Below are 24782 nucleotides of genomic sequence, written 5' to 3' on the forward strand. Positions count from 1 at the left end.
TCAAGTCACCAGAGCTTAAAACTCTTCAATTCATTTAAATTTAGTATATTTAATAAAAATACCAATAACAAATACATTATGAAATACAATATACAAGATAATAATATTAACAAGTATTCATTTGAAACCATTTCTTTTATAATTAATAAAGGTATTATCGAAATTATTGCAGAAGCTACCGATAAAGCGAATTTTTTAACAGGAAATTTATAATCTAAAAATTTATTTAAATAATGAGCCTGTAAAACTTGAATTAAAACGTAACTCAGTGTTGTAGTAAATGCTGCCCCAACTGTTCCAAATTTTGGAATTAATAATAAATTAGAGATTAAATTAAATAATGCCCCGATATATAATATCTTTGTTGAAATATGCGGTTTTCCGATTCCATTGAATACGTTAAATATGATGTTATTCATCGATAAAAAGATTATTCCAAAACTTAAAATTGACATTGGAATGGCCGCTGTTAAATAATTTTCATTAAAAAATAAATTTATCAATACTGTCGGGAAATGTGCCAAAACTACTGCAAATGGAACTGAAATTATAAAGGAATAAGATAATATTTTTTTTAAACCATCTGAAAGATTCTTTTTTTCCCCCTTTTCCCACATTTCAGTACTCATTGGAAGCATTACCCTACATACTGCCGATGCAAAATAACTTAATACTAAAACTGTCGGCATTGCAACATTTCGATAATCTGCAACTGCATCAAGTCCGGTAAAGTAAGTTAAACATATCGAATCAAGGTACCCCATTACAATAAACCCTGCACTTCCAAACATTATTGGCATACTATATGAAAAAATATCTTTTAAAAGTTTTTTTGAAAGGTTAAATTTTTCATTAAAAAATTCTGGAAATATTTTTTTAAAAAAAATTATTCCATATAATCCAATCATTAAAATTGAATTAAACGTATAAGCCAATACCGGAGAATATACCCCATACCCCCAATAAAGAAAAATAAGTGATAAGAACAAGATGCTTAAAATATTTAAAAAATTACATGTGCTAAACAGTTTTTGTCTTTGAAATCCTTGTATTGAATTAAAAAGTATGGATTTTATTCCATCAAAAATATAATATCCAAAAATCATTGTTATAAATAGGTTAAAAATTAACTGAAAATCTCCAAATTGATTTTGATTATTTATATAATTATTAATAATTAAAGGGGAAACCAGATACATTATAAATGCCACCAGTATTGCCACCAATATCTGAATAACTAAAACAGAAATCAATGTTGATTTTATAAGATCTTTTTTATTTTGAACTAAAAATTTGGGAATAAAATAAATAACTGCATTATTCAATCCAAGACTCCTGAAAATTGCAATCATACCTATTAAATCCAAAATTGCATAAAATAATCCCACTTCAACTTTCGTTAAGGAATTTGCATAAAGTATCCTTACAAAATATCCAATAGGAGCAGCCAATATTAAAAATAAAAAATTCCAGCTAGTACCTTTGATCATTCGTTCTTTATAGTCCAATCATATCCCCTGAAAAATAAAAATATTTTAAATCTCTTTAATTCCATTTTCTAATTCAAATTCAGGAATCCAACCCAAAGTTTTAGCTTTGGAATAATCAATATAAATTCTATAAACTTCGCCTTCTCTTTCTTTTTCATAAATTGGATCTTTATTAAAACCAGTTTCTGAAGCGATAATTTTAAAAAGTTCATTTACAGATGTTTCGTTTCCATAACCAATATTTACAATATCATTTTTCCAATCTAGGGCCATTAAATTTGCTTTTGCAACGTCTTTTACATTCACGAAATCTCGGGTCTGATTTCCATCACCATATATTATTGGAGTTTCCCCTTTTTTCATTTTATCAATAAAAATTGAAATAACTCCTGCTTCACCAAGAGGATCCTGCCTACTCCCATAAACATTGGAATATCTTAAAATGCAATATTCGATCCCGTAAAGTCTAGCATATAATTTAATATACTCTTCTGCACAGAATTTACTTAAACCGTAGGGAGATAATGGATTTACAGCGTGTTTTTCATCAACTGGTAAATATTCGGGTTCACCGTAAACTGCACCTCCTGAAGACGAAAATATAATCTTTTTAACGCCATATTCTTTTATTTTTTCTAAAATATTAATTGTTCCTAAAACATTTATATTTGCATCAAAAACTGGATTTTCAACTGAGGTTCTAACGTTGATTTGTGCTGCTTCATGAATTACACATTCAAATCCGGTTAAATCCAAATTTTTATCTAAAATATCTCCTTTAATAAATTTTGCTGAAGAATTCAAATTTTTTTCATTTCCAGTGCTTAAATTATCCAAAACAGATACATCGTGCCCGTTTTCGATTAATAAATCAACAATGTGGCTTCCAATAAATCCTGCACCGCCAGTTACCAAAATTTTCAAAATTTCACCAAAATTTAAATTTTATATATATTTTTATTTATTACATAAATCCCCGATATATTCCTTAAATCCATCTATGTTTTCCATTCCAAGTTCTACGTTTGCTTCAAGCCATCCCTTGATGTCTCCAATATCATAACGTTTGAAATCAACTTCAACACCAATTATTTTTTCTTCTTTCAAAAGTGCATTCATTGCATCCGTTAATTGAATTTCTCCGCCCCTTCCAGGTTCAGTATTTTCAATGTGTTCAAATATTTTTGAAGATAATAAATATGCTCCAGTAATTATCAAATTGGATGGTGCATCTTCCACGTTTGGTTTTTCTACGAGATCATTTATTTCAAAAATACCTTTTTCAAGTTCTTTTCCAGAAATTACTCCATATTTATACACATCTTCTTTTGGAACTCTTTCAAGGGCAATTACTGAACATCCATACTTTTCATGGGCTTCGATAAGTTTTTTTGGAACATTTCCTGAGTAAATCGTATCTCCAACCATTATGATTGTATAATCGTCACAAACAAACTCCCTTCCACAATAAACTGCATCGCCTAGGCCTTTTTGTTTACCCTGTCGGATATAATAAATGTGTGCAAAATCGTTTATTTCCTGAATTGCTTTTAAAGCTTCACATTTACCATCTTTCTTCAATCTTTCTTCAAGTTCAAAATTTTTATCGAAGTGATTTTCTATTGCGTATTTTCCACGACCGGTAATAATAAGGATATTTTCAATTCCAGCATCTGCTAAATCTTCAATTACATATTGAATTATTGGTTTTCCAAGTACTGGAAGCATTTCTTTTGGCTGTGCCTTTGTAATTGGAAGAAGTCGCGTTCCAAATCCTGCTGCAGGTATAATAGCTTTTTTTACCATTAATTATTCCCCCAAAATTATAATACCGATTATTAAATTCAGATATAAAATTATGATGTTTAAATTCGCTTTTTACATTGTTTGCATTGCAGTATATATTACTGGCAAAACCAGCAATGAAACAACCGTTGAAACAAAACATGCTGAAGCGACAAGCCTTACATCTAGATCATAGATTACTGCATAAACTAGCGGCATCATTGCTGAAGGCATTGCTGATTGCATTATCGCTACTTGTTTATCTAACTGGTTTGATAAAATACTTTCGGAAATTGGAAATGCAATCAGTGGCGAAATTACCATCCTAAATATTGATGCTAAGAGCCCATAGAATATTCCAAATTTTGCAGCTTTTGGAGATAAAGAAAGCCCAAGTGAAAGCATAATTAGTGGAATTGTTGCGTTTGACATGTATTCGAGCGATTTTATAAAAAATTCTGGGAATATCGATAATTTTACATGCAATAATACCAATATTAATGTAAATAGTGCTGTAAACAAAGGTGGAAATGTAAATACCTCTTTTAAAATACTTTTTTTTGCACCGCTTAACTTAACTCCGATATACGTTCCAAGAAGCATACTACAAAAAATTGCAGCCATATCACAAAAAATTGCCCTTAAAAGACCTGATTCTCCATAAAACCCCAAAATTACGGGATAACCTAAAAATCCAGTGTTTCCAATTGAAGAAACGAGTACGAATCCACCAAGTGATTTATTATCTAATTTTAAACGCTTTCCAACAAAATATGCCAAAAGTGCACATACTGACGTTGAAATAAATATTATCACAGGAAGTTTCATAAATTCTGGAAGGTCTGACGGAGTTACATTCGTAAGTAATTGCAAAAATATTGTTGATGGCATTGCTATGTAAATTACTATTTTATTTAAGACCATCCTATCTTTTTCATCGAGTATTTTAAAATGTCTTGAAATATACCCGATTAATATTAAAAATACGATTATATACATGATTTCCATAAATATCATCGTTTTAAATTTCCGTATAGATCTATCTCGCCATTTCTGATCCTTGTTGTTGAAATCGGAATGTTATCTGTTGCCATTAAAAAATCATAAACTTCAATATTTAGCGGTTTTAATCCATTTTTAAGCCTTATTTTATTTATAATTTCAGCATTTTCTTTCGTTTCAGGAGTTACTACAATTATATCGTAATTTTTTGAAATTGAATTTCCATATGGGTCATTAATTACCATTATCTCATAATCTAAGTTATTACTATCTAAAAACTTTTTTAAATTGTTTTCTCGAATATTTAATGGATTTACTTCGTGTTTTTTGTATAATTTTATAAATTCATCACTGGTAATCCCAATAAAAAGTTTTCCAAATTTTGATGCGTGTAACAATAGATTTTCGTGGCCTTTATGTAATATATCAAAGGTACCTCCGATAACAACTTTATTCATCTCAAAAACACCATTGTAAATTAAAATTAAAGGATATACTACTAAAAAATAAAAAAGAAAGAATTATTTTTGTTTTCTTATGGATTCAAGAATGATTTTTTGTTCAGTTCTTGCAACAACATTTCTTATCGTTTCCACTGCATCAATATTTGCAGAAATACTTGTAATTCCCCATTCAACCAATTTTTCAACGATTTGTGGCCTACTTCCAGCTTGACCACAAATTGAAGTTTTTACACCTGCACTTTTACAGGAGGTTATTACAAGTTCAATCAATTTCAGAACTGCAGGGTGGTTTTCTAAGTAGTACTTCGAAACATTTTCATTATTTCTATCAATTGCAATTGTATACTGGGTTAAATCGTTTGTTCCAAGACTTACAAAATCAATTCCTTCATTTATAATATCATCAATTATCAAAGCTGCAGCAGGTGTTTCGACCATTACACCAAACTCCACATCTAACCTAAGTTTTAATCCAACTTCATTTGCAATTTCTTTTACTTTTCTTATTTCATCAACATTTGTAACCAAAGGTATCATTACGTTGATATTTCTGTATCCATCGTCCTTTAATTGTTTAATTGCCCTTAATTCACACTTTAAAATTTCAGGCTGATCGAGTCCCCTTCTAATACCTCTCCATCCCATCATAGGGTTGTGTTCATGAGGTTCATCTTCGCCACCTTTTAATCCAACAAACTCATCTGTTGGAGCATCAAGTGTTCTGTAAGTAACAGGTCTTGGGTAGAAAGCATCTGCAACTTTTTTAATACCTTCTGCAAATACTTCAGTTAGTGCACCCTCCCCCCCTTCATTTAATATTTTACCTGGGTGAACACCAGTTCCTAAAATCATGTGTTCTGCTCTTAAAAGTCCAACACCATCAGCACCGGTTGCTGCTGCTCGTTCTGCAACTTCGGGCATGCTAACATTTGCTTTTATTTCTGTTGCGGTGATTACTGGAGCTCCAGCATAAACTATCTGTGCAGTTGCTTTTTCTTCTTTTTTACCAATTTTTCCTTCGTAAACTATTCCTTTTTCACCGTCAACGGTGACGCATTCATCGTCTTTTAAATTCTTGGTAGCTTCTTTTGTTCCAACAACACAAGGCGTTCCAAGTTCTCTTGAAATAATTGCAGCGTGGCAGGTCAATCCACCATCGTCAGTAATAATTGCTGCTGCCTTTTTCATTGCAGGAACCATGTCAGGAGTTGTCATTTTTGTAACTAAAATATCTCCATCCAATATTCTTCCAATTTCTTCAATTTCAGAAATGATTTTTATTTTTCCAGCTTCAATTCCGGGGGATGCACCAATTCCTTTTAATAAGATTTTTCCCTCAACCTCATTTGAAGATTTTGATTCTTTTTTCTCGTTTAATGTGGTAATTGGCCTTGCCTGTAACATGTAAATCTCGCCTTTTTCAATAGCCCATTCGATATCCATTGGCCTTTTGTAGTGGTTTTCAATTGTTTGACCAACATTTTCAAGTTTTTTGATTAGTTCCTCCGATAAAACTTGTTTTTCAAGTAAATCTTCAGGAGTTTTTACTTCTTTTGTAACCCCATCAGTGTCTTTTATAAACATTGTATCTTTCCTTGCAACATTGATACTTAAAATTTCTTGGGTATCTTTTGAAACAATATACGTGTCAGGACTTACTGTTCCACTAACAACACCTTCACCAAGCCCCCAAGCTCCTTCTATGACCATTTGGTTGTAGTCGTGGTTTATTGGGTTTACTGTAAACATAACTCCGGCTTGGTCTGCATTTACCATTTTTTGAACTACTGCAGCAAGTGCAACTTCAAAATGGTCAAATCCTTTTTCTTCCCTGTAAAAAATAGCTCTTGGCGTAAATAATGATGAAAAACACTCTTGAACAGCTTGTAAAACCTGTTCATTTCCTTTCATATTCAAAAAAGTTTCCTGTTGACCTGCAAAACTTGCATCGGGTAAATCTTCTGCAGTTGCTGAGCTCCTTACAGCAACAAATGTTTCGTCATCCCCACTTATTTCACACATTTTATGGTATGATTCAATAATACTCAATTTTAAATCATCAGGAATTTTAACATTTTCTATAGCTTTTCTAACTTCTTTTGATGCCTTATTCAATTCTTCATTGTTATTAACATCAATATTTGACAAAATTCTTTCGATTTCGTCTTGCAACTTCGTTTCTTTAATAAAGTATCTGTAAGCCTCTGAAGTAATGACAAATGCTGGAGGAACAGGTAATTTAGCATTCCACATTTCCCCCAAAGAAGCCCCTTTTCCACCTGCAATATCAACATCATCATTTCTAAGATCATCAAGCCAAGTTATCAATTTCATGTTGAATCCTCCATTCGTTCGAGTCATGTTTCTTCTATCAAAAATAACTATGATTACAATTCTATTTTATACATCTCAGATATATAATATTTTGTAGAGTTGATTTCAGACTTAGTTTTTGATAATTTATTTTTTTTAAATTAACCTAGTTTATTCATAAAATAGGAACTAAAATACCAAAATAGAAACATTTATATACATTTGACGTGTACGGTATATCATAAACCTGGGAGGTGTCTCCTTTGAAAAAATATATAAGTGTTCTAATAGGTGCGGTCTTTATTTCACTAATCGTAGGATTTAGTGGCTGCATGGATAGTACTAATGGCTCAAATGATGTAGAAGAAATTCAGCAAGTAAATTTAAAAATTTCAGGCTCGACAACAGTTTTACCAATCGCAGAAGAAGCTGCAAAACAATTCATGATGGCAAATAAAAATTACATGATTGAAGTTACCGGTGGAGGCTCAGGTCTCGGTGTTAAAGAATCCGGTGAAAACTTAAATGACATAGGAATGGCTTCAAGAGAAATCAAATCCTCAGAATTAGATACATACCCCGAATTAATCGCATACGGAATTGCAAAAGATGGTGTTGCAATTATCGTGCACCCAGAAAACCCAGTATCAAGCTTAACACAAGAACAGATTATTGCAATATACTCTGGAAAAATTACAAACTGGAACGAAGTTGGTGGAGATGACGCACCAATTACAGTTTACACGAGAGACGAAGAAAGTGGTACTAGAGAAGTATTCTTTGAAAAAGCATTGAATAAAGGAAATATTACAAAACAGGCAGTTGTTGTTGCATCAAACGGTGCAATGAAATCATCAGTTAAAGCTGATGTTAACGGAATTGGATACCTTTCAATTGGATACCTTGACTCATCAGTTAAAGGTTGTGAATACGAAGGAGTAATCCCTACCGAAGCTAACGTTGTTGCAGGAACTTACAAAGTTTCAAGAACATTAAACGTTATTACAAACGGTGAACCTTCAGCAGAAGCTAAAGCATTTATTGACTTTTTATTAAGTTCAGAAGGTCAACAAATCGTCGTAGAAGAAGGATACATATCAGTAAACTAACTAATCTAAATTTTTACTTATTTTTTTAAAAAATTCTATTAATTATTTCAATTTACAATTATGGTGAACGAGATGCATAAAAAAAATATTGGCGAATCAGTCCTTGAAAATCTATTGAAATTGAATGCACTGTTATCAAGCGTAATTATTTTTGCAATGGTTTTGTTTTTAATATTCAGTAGTCTTCCTGTTTTTTCAGTCGTGAGTCCGTTTGACTTTGTATTTGGGCTTGACTGGTCACCAAATTATGACTCTTACGGAATATTTCCAATGATTATTGGCTCATTTTTGGTAACTGTGCTTGCACTTGTATTTTCAATACCTTTGGGAGTTGGATGCGCCATATTTTTAGCAGAACTTGCACCAAAAAAAGTTCAAAATATATTAAGACCGTCCATTGAAATTTTAACTGCGATTCCATCAGTAGTTTATGGTTTTGTGGGAATGGTTTTACTTGTTCCATTAATTCGAGATGTTTTTAATACAAACCCCGGATACAGCTGGCTTGCTGCATCAATAATTCTTGGAATCATGATTGTTCCAACAATTACGGTACTTTCAGAGGATGCAATCAATTCTGTTCCTTCCCAATTAAAAGAAGGAAGCCTTGCAATGGGTGCTACAAGGTGGCAGACCATAAAGAAGGTAATTCTTCCAGCGTCCCTCAGTGGAATACTCTCTGGTGTTATACTTGGAATGGGTAGAGCAATTGGAGAAACGATGGCAGTTTTAATGGTTGCTGGAAACTGGCCGTTAATTCCAACATCGATTTTCAATCCAGTTAGACCATTGACATCCCACATTATACTAAATATCAAAGAAGCAGCTTCAGGAAGCCCGATTTACTATGCAATGTTTGCAACGGGGCTTGTGCTCTTTATAATGGTTCTTTCACTCAATTTAATTTCCCAATACATCAATAAAAAATACAAAATAAAATGGGACTAAGGTGGAAATTTGAATAATTCTAAAAAAGCCAAAATCGAAGAAAACATTGTGTTTGGTATTTTTTACCTGTTTGCCTTTATTGTGATAGGTATTTTGTTTACAATTGTCGGCTACGTATTTATCAATGGAATCGGCGCAATAAACATGGCATTTTTCTTTGGAGATGCTAACCCAATAAACGTGATTTTGGGTTCTGAAAGATGTTTTGATGGGATCTGGAATTCCATACTTGGAACCCTTGCATTAGTTGTCCTTTCAATATTATTATCAATTCCTTTCGGAGTTTTGGGTGCAATATATCTCCATGAATACGCTTCAGACAATAAAATAACCCAAGCAATTAGATTTTCATCAGACAGCCTTGCAGGACTTCCATCAATTGTGTTTGGTATTTTTGGATATGCGCTTGCAATAAAAACAGTTGGTCCATCATTATTAATCGGAGGGCTTACTCTTTCATTCATGGTTCTTCCAATTATCATGAGAGCGACTGAAGAAGGTCTAAAAGCGGTTGCACCAGGCCTTAGAGAAGGAAGCCTGGCACTTGGAGCTACAAAATGGCAAACAATCACAAAAGTAGTAATCCCGTCAGCACTGCCCCAGATGATTACAGGAATAATTCTCGCAATGGGTAGAAGTGCAGAAGAAACTGCCGCAATAATGTTTACCGCCGCCACTACATTTTCATTTGGCCTCGGGTTATTTAACAGAGTCGAAACTCTTTCGTTTAGTTTATACGTTCTTGCAACAGAATATTCTACTACAGAAGAACTCCAACTGGCTTATGGGATTGCGTTAGTATTAATTGTAATCATGTTTATACTATTTACAATTGCAAATGTCGTTAAAAATAGATTCAAACTCATGCAAAGTTAATTAAAATTGGTGTGATTATGAAACTCAAAATGGAATCAAAAGATGTAAATTTGTGGTACGGAGAAAAAAAGGCGTTAAATGACATAAATCTGCCAATTTATGAAAACAACATCACTGCACTAATCGGCCCAAGTGGTTGTGGAAAATCCACATTTTTAAGATGCCTCAATAGGATGAATGACTTAATTTCGGGAGTTACCATTACTGGAACGATAACTATTGATGAAAAAAATATTTATGACAAAGATGTTGACGTTGTTGAACTTAGAAAACGAGTTGGAATGGTATTTCAAAAACCAAACCCTTTCCCAATGAGTATTTATGATAATATTGCATATGGTCCAAAAATACATGGAATTAAAGATAAAAATGAACTTGATGAAATCGTTGAATGGGCATTGAAAAAATCTGCACTATGGGAAGATGTAAAAGATGACCTTAAAAAATCCGCTTTAAAGCTTTCGGGCGGCCAGCAGCAGAGACTCTGTATTGCAAGAACCATCGCTGTAAAACCTGATGTAATACTGATGGATGAGCCGTGTTCTGCACTTGACCCGATTTCCACGCTCAAAATTGAAGATTTAATGGTTGAATTAAAAAATGAATATTCGATAGTAATTGTAACGCACAATATGCAGCAAGCAAGCCGTGTTTCAGACTACACTGGATTTTTCATGCTTGGAGATTTAGTAGAGTTTAATAAAACTGACAAATTATTTGTTGAACCTGAAAACAAAAAAACTGAAGATTACATTAGTGGAAGATTTGGTTAATTAAAAAAAAATTAAAATTTGGTGATAGAAATGGTCAGAACTGCATTTTCCTACCAGATGAAAGAAATTGAAGATATGATTTATGAAATGTCTGAAATGTGTGTAACTGCCCTAAAAAATTCAATAAATGCGTATCTAAACAATGACGTCGAACTTGCGAAGATTGTAAAAGCTGGAGACGACAGTATTGATTTAAAAGAAATGGAAATTGAAGAAAAATGTATTTCATTTATGGCGAGACAGCAACCTGTTGCAAGCGATTTAAGGGAAATTATTACAATGATTAAAATTATATCAAAACTTGAAAAAGTTGGAGATATGGCTTCAAGAATTGCAAAAATAACCATAAATTCAGAACAGAACACTCTTAGATCAAAAAATGGAAGTGTACTAACAATCATGGGCGAAATTCTTGAAAAAATGCTTAAAAATTCAATTTTATCATTTAGAAATAGAGATTTAAGCCTTGCAAAAGAAACTTATCTTGAAGATAATAAAATAGACGAACTATACAAAGTTCTCTGCAGAGATATGACAATCAATATGATTGAAAATCCAAAAATAATCAGCGAAGCAAGCGACTTTATCGTTGTTGGAACTTATCTTGAAAGAGTTGGAAACTCATGTAAAAGTATTGGAGATAGAGTTGCCTTCATGATTACCGGAGAACGATTAAAAGAAGAAGAATTTGAGAAAGTATTGAAAAAAACTACAAAAAAATTGGAAAATTAATCCTTATACTTTTCATCAACTACAATTTTTACAGGAACGAATGGTATTTTAAGCTCTTTTGCATCAAGTCTTTTATCAACCATTATCAAATCATTTAATTTTTCCTGAATGCTTTTTGAAATTTTTCTAACGATTTCTGAAGGTGCTGCCGCAGTATATAAATACGGTTTTTTACCCAATCCTTCTTTATCCATTTTTTCTCTTGAAACATAGCCTGTGTTATACATATCAAGTATCGATTCTCGAACTGTTGATGGATAGATTCCAGTTCCGTCAGCAATTTCGTCAACTGTACTTTTATTGTATTTCCGTAAATAGATATAGATCTTTGCTCGAACCTCACTTGACATTAGATTTGCAAGATTTTCAATCAGCTTTCGATCTACATTTTCGATAGAATTCACTAATATCGCCCCACTCTCATATTTAATTTAAAAATTTAACCCAATATAAAAAGCCATTTAAAGCGCCCCCACTTCAAAAGACATAATTATATATTTTAAAAATGTGGAATATATAGTTTTTGTATGGTCAACTATCATTAGAAAAACATTTTTAATCAAATTCAGATTAATGTTGTATAGTTTTGAACATTATGACTAAATCAAAAAGAGAAAAAAGTTAAATTTCGGAAAACACTTCGTCAAGAGCCGAAATAATTGCATCGATATGTTCTTTTTCAACAATTAATGGTGGTAAGAACCTCAAAACGGTATCTGAAGTGCAGTTTATCAAAAATCCTTTTTCAAACATCTTCGAAACGATATCTGATCCATTAAATGTTAATTCGATTCCAATCATAAGTCCGAGAGATCTGACTTCTTTTATAAATTCGTACTTTTTGTCCAAGATTTTTAATTTATTTTTGAAGTAGTCTCCCATTTCAAGCGTATTTTCTAAAAGTCCAGAAATTACATCGATCGCTGCATTAGATGAAGCACATGCTAGTGGGTTTCCACCAAATGTAGTTCCGTGACTTCCAGGAGTGAATGCACTTGCAATTTTACTTTTTGCGACTATTGCGCCGATAGGAACTCCCCCACCAAGCCCTTTTGCAAGGGTTACAATGTCTGGGAGTACCCCATACTGTTCATATGCAAAAATAGTTCCGGTTCTACCCATTCCACACTGTACTTCATCAAAAATTAAAACGATATTATTTTCATCGCATAATTTTCGTACGGCTTTTAAATAGTCTTTATCTGCAACGTGAATTCCACCTTCCCCTTGAACTGGTTCAATCATTATTGCAGCTGTTTTTTCTGAAATTCCTGCTTTCAATGCTTCAATATCATTAAATGGAATGTATGCAAAACCTTGTGGTAATGGTTCAAATCCTTCCTGATATTTTGCTTTAGGAGTTGCAGTAACTGTTGTAAGGGTTCTTCCGTGGAATGAGTGTTCCATTGTAATTATTTCCCCTTGTTTACCTTTTGTTTTACCATATTTTCTTGCAAGTTTTATTGCAGCTTCGTTTGCTTCTGCACCACTATTACAGAAAAATGCTTTATCTAATCCGCTTAAATTTACAAGTTTTTTTGCCAACTCGATTTGTGGAACATTGTAATAAATATTTGAAATGTGAATTAAGGTTTCTGCCTGGTTTTTAATTGTTTCAACAACCTTAGGGTGGCAGTGCCCAACGTTATTTACTCCGATTCCCGCAAGAAAATCGAGATATTCTTTTCCTTCGGTATCAAATACGCTCATTCCTTTTCCTTTTACAAGGACCACTGGAACTCGGCCGTAAGTGTTTATAACGTATTTTTTCTCATCTGAAATAATTTGTTCTTTTTCTAAAGTGCTCATTCTAACCACCAAGACAATTAAAATCAGTCGTGTGATAAATAAATCATGATTCAAAATTATTTAATAGTACCGAGTTTAAAAATATATTGTTTTTTAAAATAAGTTTTGTAATTTTCACTAAAAATTATTATCAACACGATTAGAGGATTAAAATGGAGTTTGATTTAACCAATATATGTGGATATTTGGCAATTATAAACACGATAGTCCTCGTAATTTTATTTTACATTATTATAAGGTTATTAAAACTTGTAAAAAGTAATTTTGAATATTCAAGAAGTTTAACCTGCCCTGAGGATAGGATTGAAGTATTGAATGACGAAAAATACTATTATTACGTTTTAAATCGAATAAAATATGCCAAAAAAGAAATTGACGTCATTATGTTTTCGATATACTTAAATCCAAAGATATCAGAATTAATCGATGAACTTGTAAATGCGAGAAAGCGTGGAGTTATGGTTAGGGTAATTCTTGAAGAAGAAGTTGGATCAAATATTCTAGCCCAGAGCAAGCTTTCAAGCCAGCACATCATGGTAAAATTCCACGATTCTAAGAAAACACATAATAAATTAATAATTGTGGATGATACGGTTATTGTTGGAAGTCATAACTGGACTGATAAAGCCCTTTTTGAAAATAAGGAATCTGGAATTGCAATATCAAACGAAAATGTTCTTAAAGAGGAAAAAGAATATTTCGAATCATTGTGGAGGTCTGTCGAATGAAAATAGCTATTTTTTCCAAATTAACTATCAAGGAAGATGAAATAAAAGAAAAAATGAAAAACTTTGATGTAGATATTTATCCTCCGATAAAACGTGGAGATTTAACTGCTCAAAAAATCTTTGATTATGACGTCATTGGAATAATCGACGGATGTTTCCTTCAAAATACTGCGGTAGCCCATAGAGAAATTTTAAAGGTCCTTCAAAATAACATCAAAGTATTTGGTGCAGGTTCAATGGGGGCACTCAGAGCTTCGGAATTAGACAGCTGCGGTATGATTGGAGTTGGCTCAGTTTATTCATTATACAAACATGGAATAATTACCGATGATGATGAAGTTGCAGTTACTTTTGATGATAATTTAAATCAGATCACATTTTCAATGATCAGCTTTAGGGAAATGATCAATAATGCAATTAAAGATAAAATAATCGATGAAAATGATTCTAAGAAACTGATTACTTCAGGAAAAGAACTTTATTATCCACTTAGGACTTTTGAAAACGTTATTGAAAAATCGGGAATTTCTGATGAAAAAAAGGAAGTCTTGGAAAAATATCTTAAAAATCAACAAGACATAAAAAGAATCGATGCCTTTGAAATGCTCGAAGAAATTATAAAATATATTGAAAAACAGTAATGATTTAAAACAGTTTTTTAATAGTTATATAAAAATATCTGGTGAAGTTATGAAAATGGAACTTAAGGTAAAACCCATTGAAAACGGAACTGTTATCGACCATATCAGTGGTTCAAAAGCCTTGAAAGTTTATAAAATCTTAAATATCGAAGAAAAACTCCCGATGACCATTGCATTAAACGTGCCTTCAAAAAAAGGTGTTATGAAAGATATCTTAAAAATTGAAGGGCTTGAACTTACAAAAGAGGATGTAAATAAAATTGCGCTAATTTCACCAGATGCAACGATAAACATCATCAAAGAAGGAATCGTCATAAAAAAATTTAAAGTAGACCTCCCAAAAAGAATTGATGGGATAATCAAGTGTACAAACCCAAACTGTATCACGAACAAAGAAAATATTGACGGCAAATTTTCGATTGAACAGAAAAACACGTTAAAAATCAGATGCGAATACTGCGAAAAATTCATTAATTCGATTATAATCTCAAAATAAACACGTATTTACATTTTCAGTAACTATTGTCAACAAACATGCGGTGAATTTTATGAAATTGCACGAATATGAAGCAAAGGAAATTTTTAAAGAAAATGGAATCCCAATTCCAAAAAACAAACTTACTTGCGGTAAAGTCGACAGTATCGATTATCCTGTTGTTATAAAAGCGCAAGTTTTAGTCGGTGGAAGAGGAAAAGCTGGCGGAATCTTATTTTCAGATAATTTAGATGATGCAAACGAAAAAATTGAATCATTGATAGGAAACACGGTAAAAGGAGAAGTCGTTGAAAAAGTACTCCTTGAAGAGCAGATAAAGATTTCAAAAGAATACTATGTTGGCGTTGTTGTTAATAGAAATGAAAAAAACAATGTTGTTATATTTTCAACCGAAGGTGGAGTAGATATTGAAGAAGTAGCTTCAAAAACTCCAGAAAAAATAATAAAATTGCCGTTAGAATCTGGAAAAGAATTTTTACCATACCTTGCAAGAGAAATGCTCAAAAAAGCAGGCATTCCAAGTGCAGAAATTCCAAAAGTTGCAGACGTTTTGTGCAAAGTTTATAAAGCATTCAAAGATATGGATGGAATTTTAGCTGAAATAAACCCGTTAGTGTTTACAGAAGATGGAAAAATCATTGCTGCGGATGCAGTTTTAAATATTGACGACGATGCATACTTTAGACATAATTACGATAAATTTGAAGAATTTGAAAAACAGGAAAAATCCGAATTTGCATACGTTGAACTTGATGGTGACATTGCAGTTATCGGAAACGGTGCAGGACTTACCCTTGCAAGCATGGATATTGTAAAAGAGTTCGGCGGAGAACCTGCATGTTTCTTGGATGTTGGTGGTGGTTCGACCAGAGAAACTGTAAAAAAAGCACTTTTAAAAGCAACTTCTAGAAAAAATGTTAAAGGAGCATTTATCAATATTCTTGGTGGAATTACTAGATGTGATGAAGTCTCATTGGGAATTGTAGACGTTTTAAATGAAAATCCAAACCTTAAATTTGCAGTTAGAATGATGGGAACTAACGAAGAAGAGGGAAGAAAAATCCTCTCTGAAAATGGAGTAAGTTTCGAAAATTCAATGGACGGGGCAGCAAAAGCACTTACAGAACTAATAAATAGTTAACTGTGATTTTACATGTTTAAACTCCGAAAAAAAAAGCCTGAAACTGTTTCAAGAGATAAATATGAGGATATTAAAAAGATATATCTTGAATCTAAAAAATCTTATATCGCACTCGAAGCAAAATATAAACATGAATTATACACAAACAGCCAGTTAAAAAGTGAAATAAGCAGAAAAAATGTAGAACTTGAATATTTAAATCATAAACTAAATGAACTCTATGAAAAATATAGGGATCTTTCAAAGAGTTACGAAAAACTGGAAAACAGAATTAAATTTTTACTTTCAGAACTTGAAATCAAAGATAAAAAAGATTCTGAAAAATAATTATTTCATATTTTTAGATATTTCTTTTAAAATTTGCAATTTTGAAGTGTTTTTATCCAATTTTACTTTTATATATCCACAAATTTCCCAAGGTTCCATTGGATAACTTTTTTTAATTTCAATACTATGTTCTAAACCCATTTTCTTTATTTTATCAGCAATATCTTTTAATTTCGGGTTTGCTACTGCAAATTCTTTTGGAACTTTTCTGCCTTCGTTTTTAGTTCTTTTTATATCAATATACGCAGGCCATATAATCATTTCTTTCATTAATTTCACCGAAATTATTTAATCCATTTTTCTTTTACAAAGGTGTGAATAATTATCATTATAATTACAATTGATACCGCAGAAATTATCCAAAATCCATAAGGGTGCTCTGAAAGAGGCATATATTTAAAATTCATACCATATATTCCAGTAATCCACATTGGAACTGCAAATAACGCAGTAACCATTGTAAGTATCTTCATTACCTGATTCATCCTTATGTTTTCAATCGAAAGAGACATATCCATCATGGAAGATAAAAGCTCACGATATGTAGTTTCCATGTCAATTAACTGCAAAACATCGTAGTAGAGGTCTTCAAATTCCCATCTGTCTTCCTGAGTAGTTATTGAAAGGTATTTTCTTTTTAAAACTGAAATAACATCCTTGTTTGAAATAAGCGCCTTGTGAAAATAAACAAGCATTTTTCTAAGCTGTAGTATTTCTTCAGTCATATTTTTATTTTGTTCTTGAACAATTCGGTCTTCTAAAACATCCAACTGATCTTCAAGGTTTACAAGAATCCTAGAATAGCTTATTGTAATCTGGTTTAGTATCGTGTAGATAAAAAATCCTTTTCCCTTATCCAGAAGTGTTTTTGGCTTTTTTGTCTTCACTAAATTATACAGTCGCCCAATTGACTTAATTTTATCTGCATGAATCGTCAATATAATATTATCTTTTACATAAATTCCAAAAGAAGTCGTTGTGATGTCTTCTTCAAATAACGGAGCTTTAAAAATAATTGTATAATATTTATCTTCTTCTTCAACCCTTGGAACTTCCTGTTCATCGAGACCAAGGCTTAATTCATCAATTTCTATGTCGATTGTTTTTGAAAGTTCTATCAATTCCACATCTGAAGGATCGTAGCAATCAATCCATATAAGATCGTGTTCACTATTTATCTCATCCAAATTCAAAACTTCAAAAGATCCTTTAGCGTATCCAAGAATTTCAAGCATGTTTTCACAACTACTCGTTATTCATCTCTTCTTTAGATTTTGGCTCGTGAAATAATACAACGGACAATACTATCAATATCGAAACATATGCTAAAATATACATTACAAGACCCATAAATTCAACAGTATATCCGATCAAATAATCCGAAGATATAATCAACATCTGCCTTAGTATAAATGCAAGAACTACGTTAAAGAATAACCTCTTTATAAGCCTAAGTATGCTTTTTTCAGTATGTATCAAATCATCTATAAAATGAACGAGTACTAGCAATACAAATCCCAACGTTAGAGGGTTTGCAATATTTAACAAGAATTTTCCAAAAAATACTGTTAATTCTGGATCTACTGATGCCTGATAAGAGTAGAGTATTCCAACAAGAAGTATCAAAAATCCCAAAATATTTCCAAAAGGAGATAATTTTCCAACTTCAAGTCCCTTTTTACTTTCATTGAGGGTTTTTTTAATAGATTCAACTAATCCAACACCCTCAGACAAAATGTAAATACCAATAAGTCCTGCAATTATTCTCCAACCAAGATCTGAAAATATCGCATATAAAATCATTGCAAATCCAATTGATGTAAATATTAAAGGAATGTACTGCGACATTGTCTTTTTTATAAATTCTTGCATAAGGTAGTAAGTTGATTCGAGAGATTCGTTTTGTTTAATTACAATTCTTTTTTTCCAGACAAAAATATCCTTTAATTCCAGATATTTTAAAACCATTTCATCTTCTTTTCCATCCGAAACCAGATATATGAAATTAGGCTCGTAAAGGTAAATTAAAAAATCAATCTGTTCCTTAATTTTAATTGCACAGACTTCTGATTCGATATCGATATCTCCAGAAATTGTTGCAATTTCAACGTCTTTTCCTTCTTTTTTTAGGTGGTCGTAGTGCTGAACTCCACCGAGCATGGAGTTTACGTCACTATCTCCAGGATCAGTCAATCCGAGCCTCACAGCTGCATTGATATTATCTTCCCTACTTAAAATAGGAGTCCTGATGTTTGCTTTTCTTCCGACATCGTCATCCATGTCGACGACAATAACAAGATACTTTTTATCTTCGGGAACGTTATAATCTTTGCCGATATCCTTTATTGATACCATTATACCACTTTAACACGGAAATAAGAAATAAATATAGTTTTTTAAATAATTAGGGTTTTTTCTGCAGATTTTCTGAAACATACAAGAACGTTAACATTGTAACTAAAAAACCGTAATTAATGCCGATTTCACACATTGATAACAATACGGCACCATAAATAGAATATATTTTAGTATCGCTCTTTTTATATATTAACTTACTTATTATTCCAAATATTAGCGAAAAAATTAAGCTGTAATAACCCAGATCAAGATAAATCGGGCCAAACATGGTTGAAGTAATATTATGTCTGTAACCATGAATTATTTCTCCAATTAACGACTCACCACCTGGTGTGAATGCAATTTTACCATATAATGCTGCAGGATACAAAATAATCTTTTCTAACGTCATTAAATCAAAATAAGCCCGGTATGATAAGATTTCTAAAAAATTAAGGCTCCATGATTGACCTGATGAGGAAAGTATCGACTTTGCCATTATTCCTAAAAATAATATTGTAAAAATTCCGACTAAAAATATTTTTTTCGCGCCTATTTTGTTTTTTTTGTAATTATAAAGCAAATATGCAACGATTAACACCAAAACATTAGCTTTATAGCCTGTTACTGCCAAAATTGCAAATGATACCAAAAAATATCCAAAATTAAAAAGGCTTGCAAATATGAGTGCGCCTGAAGAAATTAACCTTAAGGGATCATTTGAAATCGCCATTCTAACGGTATAATCGGTAATTGGAACGGTTCCGTGAATTAAAATCATTGCAAAAAAGGAAATTACCCCAATTGAAAACATGATTTTACTTATTTTTTCAGAATAATAATATTTCATGAAAACATGTAAAATCAAAAATATTAGTCCTGAAAATATTATTGAATTTAATATATTTGCTGAAAGGATAAAAATTCCAAAAAACATGGATAATCCAAACAAAATTCCAGAAACCAATTTTAAATTTAATTTATCTAATTTCAACATCTTTTCAAAATTTATAAAAAATGGAATTGAAAAAATAGCCAGATTTCCAAATACAACCAGTATCATTTTTAAAAGGGAATCTATTCCAAATTTATCAAAATAGGGAATTGCAAACAAAAATATCAGCGCATGGCCTAAAAAAATTATGGTTATCGGGTTATCTAGCCCAAGTCCATATTTTTCTGCAAAATAATTCTTACATTTTTCAAAATTATTTTTTAGCATTTAAAATCCCCCTAAAAATCCCGTAAACTGTCATAATTACCCCTAAAGTATACATCACAACTACATCTAAATCCAAAATTCCAGTTTCAATCCCAACAATTAAATAAGATACCATTATCGAATAAAATCCAAGATATAAACCTTTTAATTTACTTGAAACCTCGTTTGAAAGCCCCATTAAAAGCCCAAAAATTCCAAAATAAGGAACCAGTCCGAGCATTCCAAAATCCATCAAAACTGCACCAAATATTGTCGGCGTAATTGTAACCCCTGTTACTCCGATACTGTTTGCAATTAATGTCCTTGGCCCATATTTTGAACCCTCGATTAACCCGTATGACGAAAATATGGCGTTATGAATAACCCCTTGGAAATTACCGTTGAAATTTTTTACAATGAGATCAAATATGCTCATTGTAAGGTCTATTCTTGAAAGAAGGGGATTTCCACCAATATTCAACACATAATGCCTCAAAAATGAAAGTCCAAAAACAACCATTGCAAGCCCGATTAATGAATAAATCATGAGTTTATTCTTTATTTTTCCTGAATAATACATTGCAAAGATTGTTGAAAGTAATAGTACCACAACTTGCGTACGGTAGCCTAAAAGCATTATTAAAGCAGAAAATAGGCCAGAATATAAAAATATTTTTTTATTGTTTAATTTTGAACTTGAAACAAGTATTGCCCATCCAAGAGGGAGCGTATGCGAAAATGCAGTATATATAACACTTAAAAATTTTCTAGATGCAGGGTCGAACAGCGGAACTCCCCTAACCCATAAAAGATCCATTATCGTAAAAAAAATCCCGAATAATATCAAAAAAAGTCCGATTTTTTCGTGAAGTTTATAATTTAATTCATAGGGTTTGAAATCCAATGTTTTAAAGATATTCTTCCCTGCGATAAATGAAATATAAAAAAATACTGATGAGAATAATACAATGCATGCAGAAATTGTACTAACATTTGACAGAAGTACGAAAAGACAGGATAAACCGACAAATATGTGGTGAGGTCCGATTTTTTGCGAATTAAGTTCCAAAAACTTCTTCATACTATTACATCCAGGTTATTAGTTTTGCATTGTTATAATTTTCAGTGTTTATCTCGTTGCTTGATTCTTCCACAATAATATTTACTTCCATATCTGATGTAACAATTTTTTGAGGATTTAATAAACTATCTAAATTTTTTAAGTCCTCCAAATTAAACGTTCCTTTTAAAATCAGCCCACCATCTACAAAACTAATTTTTGGTAGCGCTGTTTCGTATTTGAAATAATTTATAACTTCAAGTTGCTCTGTTGGTGAAAAAGTATCTGAATCGATTGCAAATGAACCATCGACGTCAACTTCGAGAACCGTTAAATCATCGCCGATATCTGTATAAATAATATCACTTATTTCGGAAAATGAAGTTCCATTTATTGATTCTAAGTTGTATCTGATTATCGTGTTTCCTAAAGGAACCAGATATATTTTACTTGCTGCAATATCTTCTTTTGAAGCAAGTTTTCCACCGATAGTCATTTCTTTGTTTTCATATGCAACTGTAAGCGTTCCACCACTTGCAGCTAAGATTTGTACGCGATCTGAAAATTCTAAACCATCAGCAGTCCATTTTCCATCAATGTCTGCGTAAAGTGGAAAACCCTTAAGCATTATATTTTCAGAAATCCACGCACATTTGTACATTTCTTCCCCATCGAAAGTATACTCTGCTGAAGTTGGGCTTAAAAAATTGTATCCAATTGCAAGGGCAGTAACCAAAACTGAAATTAAAACTAAAAACTCTAAAATTCCGATTTTTTTCATGAATCTAACCCCGTTTGAAAATTAAAAATAAGAATAATGTTAATTTAAAAGTAATTTAAAAATTATTTTTTGTATGCGTTCAACACGGTTTCTGCAATGCTTTCTGAGTCGAGTTTATAGTATTTCAATAAATCTCCTGCTTTTCCAGATTTTCCAAACTCGTCATTGATACCAATTCTTAGGAGTTTTTTGTTTAATCCATCTTCTGCAATGACTTCTGAAATTGCTCCTCCAAGTCCTGCGACAATACTGTGATCTTCAATTGAAACTATAAAATCTTTTGAATTTTTTATTGCATCTTTATCAATTGGTTTTATTGTTGAAATTGCAATAACTTCTACAGATATTCCTTTTTCCAAAAGTATTTTTGAAGCGTTGATTGCTTCTGGAACGAGTTCTCCTGTTGCAATTAGCGTAATATCAGTTCCTTCTTTTAAAATCCTTGCTTTTCCAAACTCGAATTTTGCTTCTTCTTCGTTTTCAAAGATTATTTCCGTATTTCCCCTTGGCATTCTTACGTAAACCGGACCTTCGTAATTAGATGCCCATCTAATGGCACTTTTTGTTTCCAAATAATCAGATGGAGAAATTACAATCATTTTTGGAATTGATCTCATTATTGCAATGTCTTCTGTCATTTCATGAGATGCTCCATCTTCACCAACAGTAATTCCACTGTGTGTTGCACATATTTTTACGTTTAAACCAGGATATGCGATAGAATTTCTAATCTGCTCCCATGCCCTTCCTGTTGCAAACATTGCAAAAGTTGATGCGAATACGGTTTTTCCAGTTCTTGAAAGTCCTGCTGCCATACCCATCATGTTCTGTTCTGCAATTCCTGCATTGAAAAATCTTTCAGGGTATTTTTTAGCAAAAACGCTTGTTTTGGTAGAACCCGATAAATCAGCATCAAGTACCACAATATTTTTATTTAATTCTCCAAGTTCGGCCAGTGTTTCGCCGTATGCGTCTCTCATTCCTTTTTTTGTTCCTTTCATATACTTCACCACAGTTGTAAACATCAATATTAATTCAACAACTCAATACACATTTTTACATTAAATTTTAAAGTTTGCAGAATTTCTTAAGTCATCTACTGCCTTTTTAACATCTTCTTTTCCATAAATTGCTGAAGCTGCAATTAAAGCATCTGCTCCTGCTTCAACTGCTTTTGGCGCAGTTTCTAGATTAATTCCACCATCTACAAAGATTTTTGTGTCATATCCTTCAGCCAATATTTTATTTTTTAAATTATCTATCTTTTTGAGCATTGGATTTATAAAAGACTGCCCTGAAAAGCCAGGTTCAACGGTCATTATCAAAACACCATACAAATTTTCTAAAACATATTCCACGTTGTTGATAGGGGTTGATGGGTTTAATGCAACTATTGGCTTTGCACCGTGTTCTTTTATCATGTCAACGGTTCTGAATAAATATTTGCTGGATTCTGCATGAAATGCAATTATATCTGCAGCATCTGCCAATTTGGGAATAAATAAATCAGGATTTTCAACCATTAAATGTACATCTATTGGAACGTCAGTTATACTTTTCAAATAGTGCGGAACTCTAAGCCCCATACTTAAATTCGGTACAAAGTGTCCGTCCATTATATCAACGTGAAAGAAATCAACATTCCCTTCTTCAGCCTTTTTTACTTCTTGTTCCATGTGTCCGTAATCTGCAGAAAGAATGGATGCACCAATCATTACCATTTAAACCACCATCAATTACTGAAGTTCTGTAAGTGCTTTTTCTAATTCTTCTTTATTTGGAGCTTTTCCGTGGAATCCAACGTTGTTTTCCATGAAAGATACGCCTTTTCCTTTTATTGTATTTGCAATAATCATTTTTGGCTTTCCGTTTTTCATTGATTTTGCAAGTTCTGCGGTTTTGATAATTTCCTCGTAATTGTGACCTTCGATTTCAAATACATCAAAACCAAATCCTGCAAATTTAGCCTTTAAATCCGCAAGACACATTACATCTTCTGTGCATCCGTCAATCTGGAGTTTGTTTCTATCGACAAAACCGATTAAATTATCAAGCTTGTAGTGTGCCGCAGCCATTGCAGCTTCCCAGACCTGTCCTTCTTGGCATTCTCCATCCCCTAAAAGAACGAAAACGTTATTTTCATACTTGTTTAATTTACATCCGATAGCAACGCCAACTGATGAAGAAAATCCCTGTCCAAGTGATCCGGTATTTACCTCAATTCCAGGAATTTCGATTGTCGGGTGTCCTTGTAAAAGAGCTCCGAGTTGTCTTAAATTCCACAATTCTTCTTCTTTAAAATAACCTAAATCTGCAAGTGTTGCATAAAGTGCAGGACATGCGTGACCCTTACTTAAAATAAACCTATCTCTTGAATCCAAATTTGGGTTTTTTGGATCGTAACCCATAATGTTATAATAAAGAGCCGTAATAATATCAATTGCTGAAAGGGATCCTCCAGGGTGTCCTGATTCTGCAAGTCCAATCATTTTTACAATATTATATCTTAAACTTTTTGATTTTACAGCCAATTCTTCAAAAGTCAAGTTTTTTGTGTTTTTCATTCTTTTCACCGATTTTAAAAACATGAATTTTTAAATCTGTTTCGTTTTTTCTTTTGATTTTACTAATAATGGCAATAATATGAAAATAAAAATAAATCGCCAACATGGTGTTTGAATATGTTAAAATATTATATCTTTCAAGAGTATTAATATTACAATCCATTGATAACATGAATATATCGGATGCATTTATAAATTTTTTGTA

General features: G+C 32.1%; 27 protein-coding genes. 10 read left to right on the forward strand and 17 right to left on the reverse strand.

Features of this window, described 5'->3' with window-relative positions:
• Window positions 1–5 precede the first annotated feature (5 nt).
• The 6 genes from HNP90_RS04895 to ppsA form a co-directional block, all read right to left on the reverse strand.
• On the reverse strand, window positions 6–1508 hold the full coding sequence (locus HNP90_RS04895) for a flippase (protein ID WP_011976745.1): 1503 nt from the start codon (window positions 1506–1508) through the stop codon (window positions 6–8).
• A 27-nt stretch (window positions 1509–1535) separates the two neighbouring features.
• Window positions 1536–2414 (reverse strand): NAD-dependent epimerase/dehydratase family protein, encoded by an 879-nt coding sequence (locus HNP90_RS04900; RefSeq protein WP_011976746.1) that lies wholly within the window; start codon window positions 2412–2414, stop codon window positions 1536–1538.
• 33 nt (window positions 2415–2447) lie between these two features.
• Window positions 2448–3296, reverse strand: coding sequence for a UTP--glucose-1-phosphate uridylyltransferase GalU (gene galU / locus HNP90_RS04905; RefSeq protein WP_011976747.1), 849 nt, complete (start codon window positions 3294–3296; stop codon window positions 2448–2450).
• Between the two features lie 72 nt (window positions 3297–3368).
• Window positions 3369–4292: an AEC family transporter gene (locus HNP90_RS04910; protein ID WP_011976748.1), complete on the reverse strand. Its 924-nt coding sequence runs from the start codon at window positions 4290–4292 to the stop codon at window positions 3369–3371.
• A complete protein-coding gene (locus HNP90_RS04915) occupies window positions 4289–4735 on the reverse strand; it encodes a phosphopantetheine adenylyltransferase (RefSeq protein WP_011976749.1) in 447 nt (148 codons plus the stop codon). Before HNP90_RS04915 ends, HNP90_RS04910 begins: the two co-directional genes overlap by 4 nt.
• Before the next feature lie 63 nt (window positions 4736–4798).
• A complete protein-coding gene (gene ppsA, locus HNP90_RS04920; protein WP_011976750.1) occupies window positions 4799–7075 on the reverse strand; it encodes a phosphoenolpyruvate synthase in 2277 nt (758 codons plus the stop codon).
• A 242-nt stretch (window positions 7076–7317) separates the two neighbouring features.
• Between ppsA and HNP90_RS04925 the strand changes: the two genes are divergently transcribed.
• The 5 genes from HNP90_RS04925 to phoU all read left to right on the forward strand — a co-directional run bounded on the left by HNP90_RS04925 (window position 7318) and on the right by phoU (window position 11492).
• The gene (locus HNP90_RS04925) at window positions 7318–8163 is read left to right on the forward strand and encodes a phosphate ABC transporter substrate-binding protein (RefSeq protein ID WP_011976751.1); all 846 of its coding nucleotides are present in this window, start codon (window positions 7318–7320) and stop codon (window positions 8161–8163) included.
• Between the two features lie 72 nt (window positions 8164–8235).
• Window positions 8236–9111 (forward strand): phosphate ABC transporter permease subunit PstC, encoded by an 876-nt coding sequence (pstC, locus tag HNP90_RS04930; RefSeq protein ID WP_011976752.1) that lies wholly within the window; start codon window positions 8236–8238, stop codon window positions 9109–9111.
• A 9-nt stretch (window positions 9112–9120) separates the two neighbouring features.
• Complete coding sequence (gene pstA / locus HNP90_RS04935) at window positions 9121–9987, forward strand: phosphate ABC transporter permease PstA (protein ID WP_011976753.1); 867 nt, start codon at window positions 9121–9123, stop codon at window positions 9985–9987.
• A 17-nt stretch (window positions 9988–10004) separates the two neighbouring features.
• Window positions 10005–10760, forward strand: coding sequence for a phosphate ABC transporter ATP-binding protein PstB (gene pstB, locus HNP90_RS04940; protein ID WP_011976754.1), 756 nt, complete (start codon window positions 10005–10007; stop codon window positions 10758–10760).
• Between the two features lie 30 nt (window positions 10761–10790).
• Window positions 10791–11492 carry a phosphate signaling complex protein PhoU gene (gene phoU, locus HNP90_RS04945; RefSeq protein WP_011976755.1) on the forward strand — a complete coding sequence of 234 codons (702 nt, stop codon included), beginning with the start codon at window positions 10791–10793 and terminating at the stop codon, window positions 11490–11492.
• Here phoU and HNP90_RS04950 read toward each other — a convergent pair.
• Window positions 11489–11896 carry a winged helix-turn-helix domain-containing protein gene (locus HNP90_RS04950; RefSeq protein ID WP_011976756.1) on the reverse strand — a complete coding sequence of 136 codons (408 nt, stop codon included), beginning with the start codon at window positions 11894–11896 and terminating at the stop codon, window positions 11489–11491. The genes phoU and HNP90_RS04950 overlap by 4 nt on opposite strands.
• A 217-nt stretch (window positions 11897–12113) precedes the next feature.
• Window positions 12114–13301: an acetylornithine transaminase gene (locus HNP90_RS04955; RefSeq protein ID WP_011976757.1), complete on the reverse strand. Its 1188-nt coding sequence runs from the start codon at window positions 13299–13301 to the stop codon at window positions 12114–12116.
• Between the two features lie 152 nt (window positions 13302–13453).
• Here HNP90_RS04955 and HNP90_RS04960 point away from each other — a divergent pair, with 152 nt between their 5' ends.
• From HNP90_RS04960 to HNP90_RS04980, 5 genes are read left to right on the forward strand one after another with little or no spacing between them, the layout of a single operon-like run.
• Complete coding sequence (locus HNP90_RS04960; RefSeq protein ID WP_011976758.1) at window positions 13454–14029, forward strand: phospholipase D-like domain-containing protein; 576 nt, start codon at window positions 13454–13456, stop codon at window positions 14027–14029.
• Window positions 14026–14670 carry a TfuA-like protein gene (locus HNP90_RS04965; RefSeq protein ID WP_011976759.1) on the forward strand — a complete coding sequence of 215 codons (645 nt, stop codon included), beginning with the start codon at window positions 14026–14028 and terminating at the stop codon, window positions 14668–14670. The genes HNP90_RS04960 and HNP90_RS04965 overlap by 4 nt, the downstream gene beginning before the upstream one ends.
• A 49-nt stretch (window positions 14671–14719) precedes the next feature.
• Window positions 14720–15166, forward strand: coding sequence for an aspartate carbamoyltransferase regulatory subunit (gene pyrI, locus HNP90_RS04970; protein WP_011976760.1), 447 nt, complete (start codon window positions 14720–14722; stop codon window positions 15164–15166).
• Between the two features lie 52 nt (window positions 15167–15218).
• Window positions 15219–16307, forward strand: a complete 1089-nt coding sequence (sucC, locus tag HNP90_RS04975) for an ADP-forming succinate--CoA ligase subunit beta (RefSeq protein WP_011976761.1) — start codon at window positions 15219–15221, stop codon at window positions 16305–16307.
• 12 nt (window positions 16308–16319) lie between these two features.
• Complete coding sequence (locus tag HNP90_RS04980; RefSeq protein WP_011976762.1) at window positions 16320–16634, forward strand: hypothetical protein; 315 nt, start codon at window positions 16320–16322, stop codon at window positions 16632–16634.
• On the opposite strand, the gene HNP90_RS04985 is transcribed toward HNP90_RS04980, so the two are convergent.
• The 9 genes from HNP90_RS04985 to HNP90_RS05025 form a co-directional block, all read right to left on the reverse strand.
• The gene (locus HNP90_RS04985; protein WP_011976763.1) at window positions 16635–16904 is read right to left on the reverse strand and encodes a signal recognition particle subunit SRP19/SEC65 family protein; all 270 of its coding nucleotides are present in this window, start codon (window positions 16902–16904) and stop codon (window positions 16635–16637) included.
• A 14-nt stretch (window positions 16905–16918) separates the two neighbouring features.
• Entirely contained in the window at window positions 16919–17869 is a 951-nt protein-coding gene (corA, locus tag HNP90_RS04990) for a magnesium/cobalt transporter CorA (RefSeq protein WP_011976764.1), read from the reverse strand.
• Window positions 17870–17879: 10 nt separating this feature from the next.
• Window positions 17880–18989: a DUF373 family protein gene (locus HNP90_RS04995; RefSeq protein ID WP_011976765.1), complete on the reverse strand. Its 1110-nt coding sequence runs from the start codon at window positions 18987–18989 to the stop codon at window positions 17880–17882.
• A gap of 49 nt (window positions 18990–19038) precedes the next feature.
• Entirely contained in the window at window positions 19039–20193 is a 1155-nt protein-coding gene (locus HNP90_RS05000) for an oligosaccharide repeat unit polymerase family protein (protein WP_011976766.1), read from the reverse strand.
• Complete coding sequence (locus HNP90_RS05005; protein ID WP_011976767.1) at window positions 20180–21253, reverse strand: oligosaccharide repeat unit polymerase family protein; 1074 nt, start codon at window positions 21251–21253, stop codon at window positions 20180–20182. The genes HNP90_RS05000 and HNP90_RS05005 overlap by 14 nt, the downstream gene beginning before the upstream one ends.
• A 4-nt stretch (window positions 21254–21257) precedes the next feature.
• Window positions 21258–22013 (reverse strand): TrmB family transcriptional regulator sugar-binding domain-containing protein, encoded by a 756-nt coding sequence (locus HNP90_RS05010; protein WP_011976768.1) that lies wholly within the window; start codon window positions 22011–22013, stop codon window positions 21258–21260.
• A 62-nt stretch (window positions 22014–22075) separates the two neighbouring features.
• Window positions 22076–23014, reverse strand: coding sequence for a transketolase family protein (locus HNP90_RS05015; RefSeq protein WP_011976769.1), 939 nt, complete (start codon window positions 23012–23014; stop codon window positions 22076–22078).
• A gap of 60 nt (window positions 23015–23074) precedes the next feature.
• Window positions 23075–23734 (reverse strand): ribulose-phosphate 3-epimerase, encoded by a 660-nt coding sequence (rpe, locus tag HNP90_RS05020; RefSeq protein WP_011976770.1) that lies wholly within the window; start codon window positions 23732–23734, stop codon window positions 23075–23077.
• 15 nt (window positions 23735–23749) lie between these two features.
• Window positions 23750–24601, reverse strand: a complete 852-nt coding sequence (locus HNP90_RS05025) for a transketolase (RefSeq protein ID WP_081430731.1) — start codon at window positions 24599–24601, stop codon at window positions 23750–23752.
• Window positions 24602–24782: the final 181 nt, after the last annotated feature.

It is taken from the genome of Methanococcus maripaludis (assembly GCF_013760955.1).
GTDB lineage: Archaea > AGJL01 > Methanococci > Methanococcales > Methanococcaceae > Methanococcus > Methanococcus maripaludis_A.

Bases quoted from the DNA above. Each gene is read 5' to 3' on its own strand.
- galU (WP_011976747.1), bottom strand. From the start codon at position 3,296: ATGGTAAAAAAAGCTATTATACCTGCAGCAGGATTTGGAACGCGACTT.
- HNP90_RS04985 (WP_011976763.1), bottom strand. From the start codon at position 16,904: ATGAAAGAAATGATTATATGGCCTGCGTATATTGATATAAAAAGAACT.
- HNP90_RS04955 (WP_011976757.1), bottom strand. From the start codon at position 13,301: ATGAGCACTTTAGAAAAAGAACAAATTATTTCAGATGAGAAAAAATAC.
- HNP90_RS05005 (WP_011976767.1), bottom strand. From the start codon at position 21,253: ATGAAGAAGTTTTTGGAACTTAATTCGCAAAAAATCGGACCTCACCAC.
- corA (WP_011976764.1), bottom strand. From the start codon at position 17,869: ATGCTTGAAATTCTTGGATACGCTAAAGGATCTTTTGAAGTTTTGAAT.
- HNP90_RS04915 (WP_011976749.1), bottom strand. From the start codon at position 4,735: ATGAATAAAGTTGTTATCGGAGGTACCTTTGATATATTACATAAAGGC.
- ppsA (WP_011976750.1), bottom strand. From the start codon at position 7,075: ATGAAATTGATAACTTGGCTTGATGATCTTAGAAATGATGATGTTGAT.
- rpe (WP_011976770.1), bottom strand. From the start codon at position 23,734: ATGGTAATGATTGGTGCATCCATTCTTTCTGCAGATTACGGACACATG.
- HNP90_RS05015 (WP_011976769.1), bottom strand. From the start codon at position 23,014: ATGAAAGGAACAAAAAAAGGAATGAGAGACGCATACGGCGAAACACTG.
- HNP90_RS05010 (WP_011976768.1), bottom strand. From the start codon at position 22,013: ATGAAAAAAATCGGAATTTTAGAGTTTTTAGTTTTAATTTCAGTTTTG.
- HNP90_RS04960 (WP_011976758.1), top strand. From the start codon at position 13,454: ATGGAGTTTGATTTAACCAATATATGTGGATATTTGGCAATTATAAAC.
- pstB (WP_011976754.1), top strand. From the start codon at position 10,005: ATGAAACTCAAAATGGAATCAAAAGATGTAAATTTGTGGTACGGAGAA.
- HNP90_RS04965 (WP_011976759.1), top strand. From the start codon at position 14,026: ATGAAAATAGCTATTTTTTCCAAATTAACTATCAAGGAAGATGAAATA.
- HNP90_RS05000 (WP_011976766.1), bottom strand. From the start codon at position 20,193: ATGCTAAAAAATAATTTTGAAAAATGTAAGAATTATTTTGCAGAAAAA.
- HNP90_RS05025 (WP_081430731.1), bottom strand. From the start codon at position 24,601: ATGTTTTTAAAATCGGTGAAAAGAATGAAAAACACAAAAAACTTGACT.
- HNP90_RS04910 (WP_011976748.1), bottom strand. From the start codon at position 4,292: ATGATATTTATGGAAATCATGTATATAATCGTATTTTTAATATTAATC.
- pyrI (WP_011976760.1), top strand. From the start codon at position 14,720: ATGAAAATGGAACTTAAGGTAAAACCCATTGAAAACGGAACTGTTATC.
- HNP90_RS04995 (WP_011976765.1), bottom strand. From the start codon at position 18,989: ATGGTATCAATAAAGGATATCGGCAAAGATTATAACGTTCCCGAAGAT.
- HNP90_RS04980 (WP_011976762.1), top strand. From the start codon at position 16,320: ATGTTTAAACTCCGAAAAAAAAAGCCTGAAACTGTTTCAAGAGATAAA.
- pstC (WP_011976752.1), top strand. From the start codon at position 8,236: ATGCATAAAAAAAATATTGGCGAATCAGTCCTTGAAAATCTATTGAAA.
- phoU (WP_011976755.1), top strand. From the start codon at position 10,791: ATGGTCAGAACTGCATTTTCCTACCAGATGAAAGAAATTGAAGATATG.
- sucC (WP_011976761.1), top strand. From the start codon at position 15,219: ATGAAATTGCACGAATATGAAGCAAAGGAAATTTTTAAAGAAAATGGA.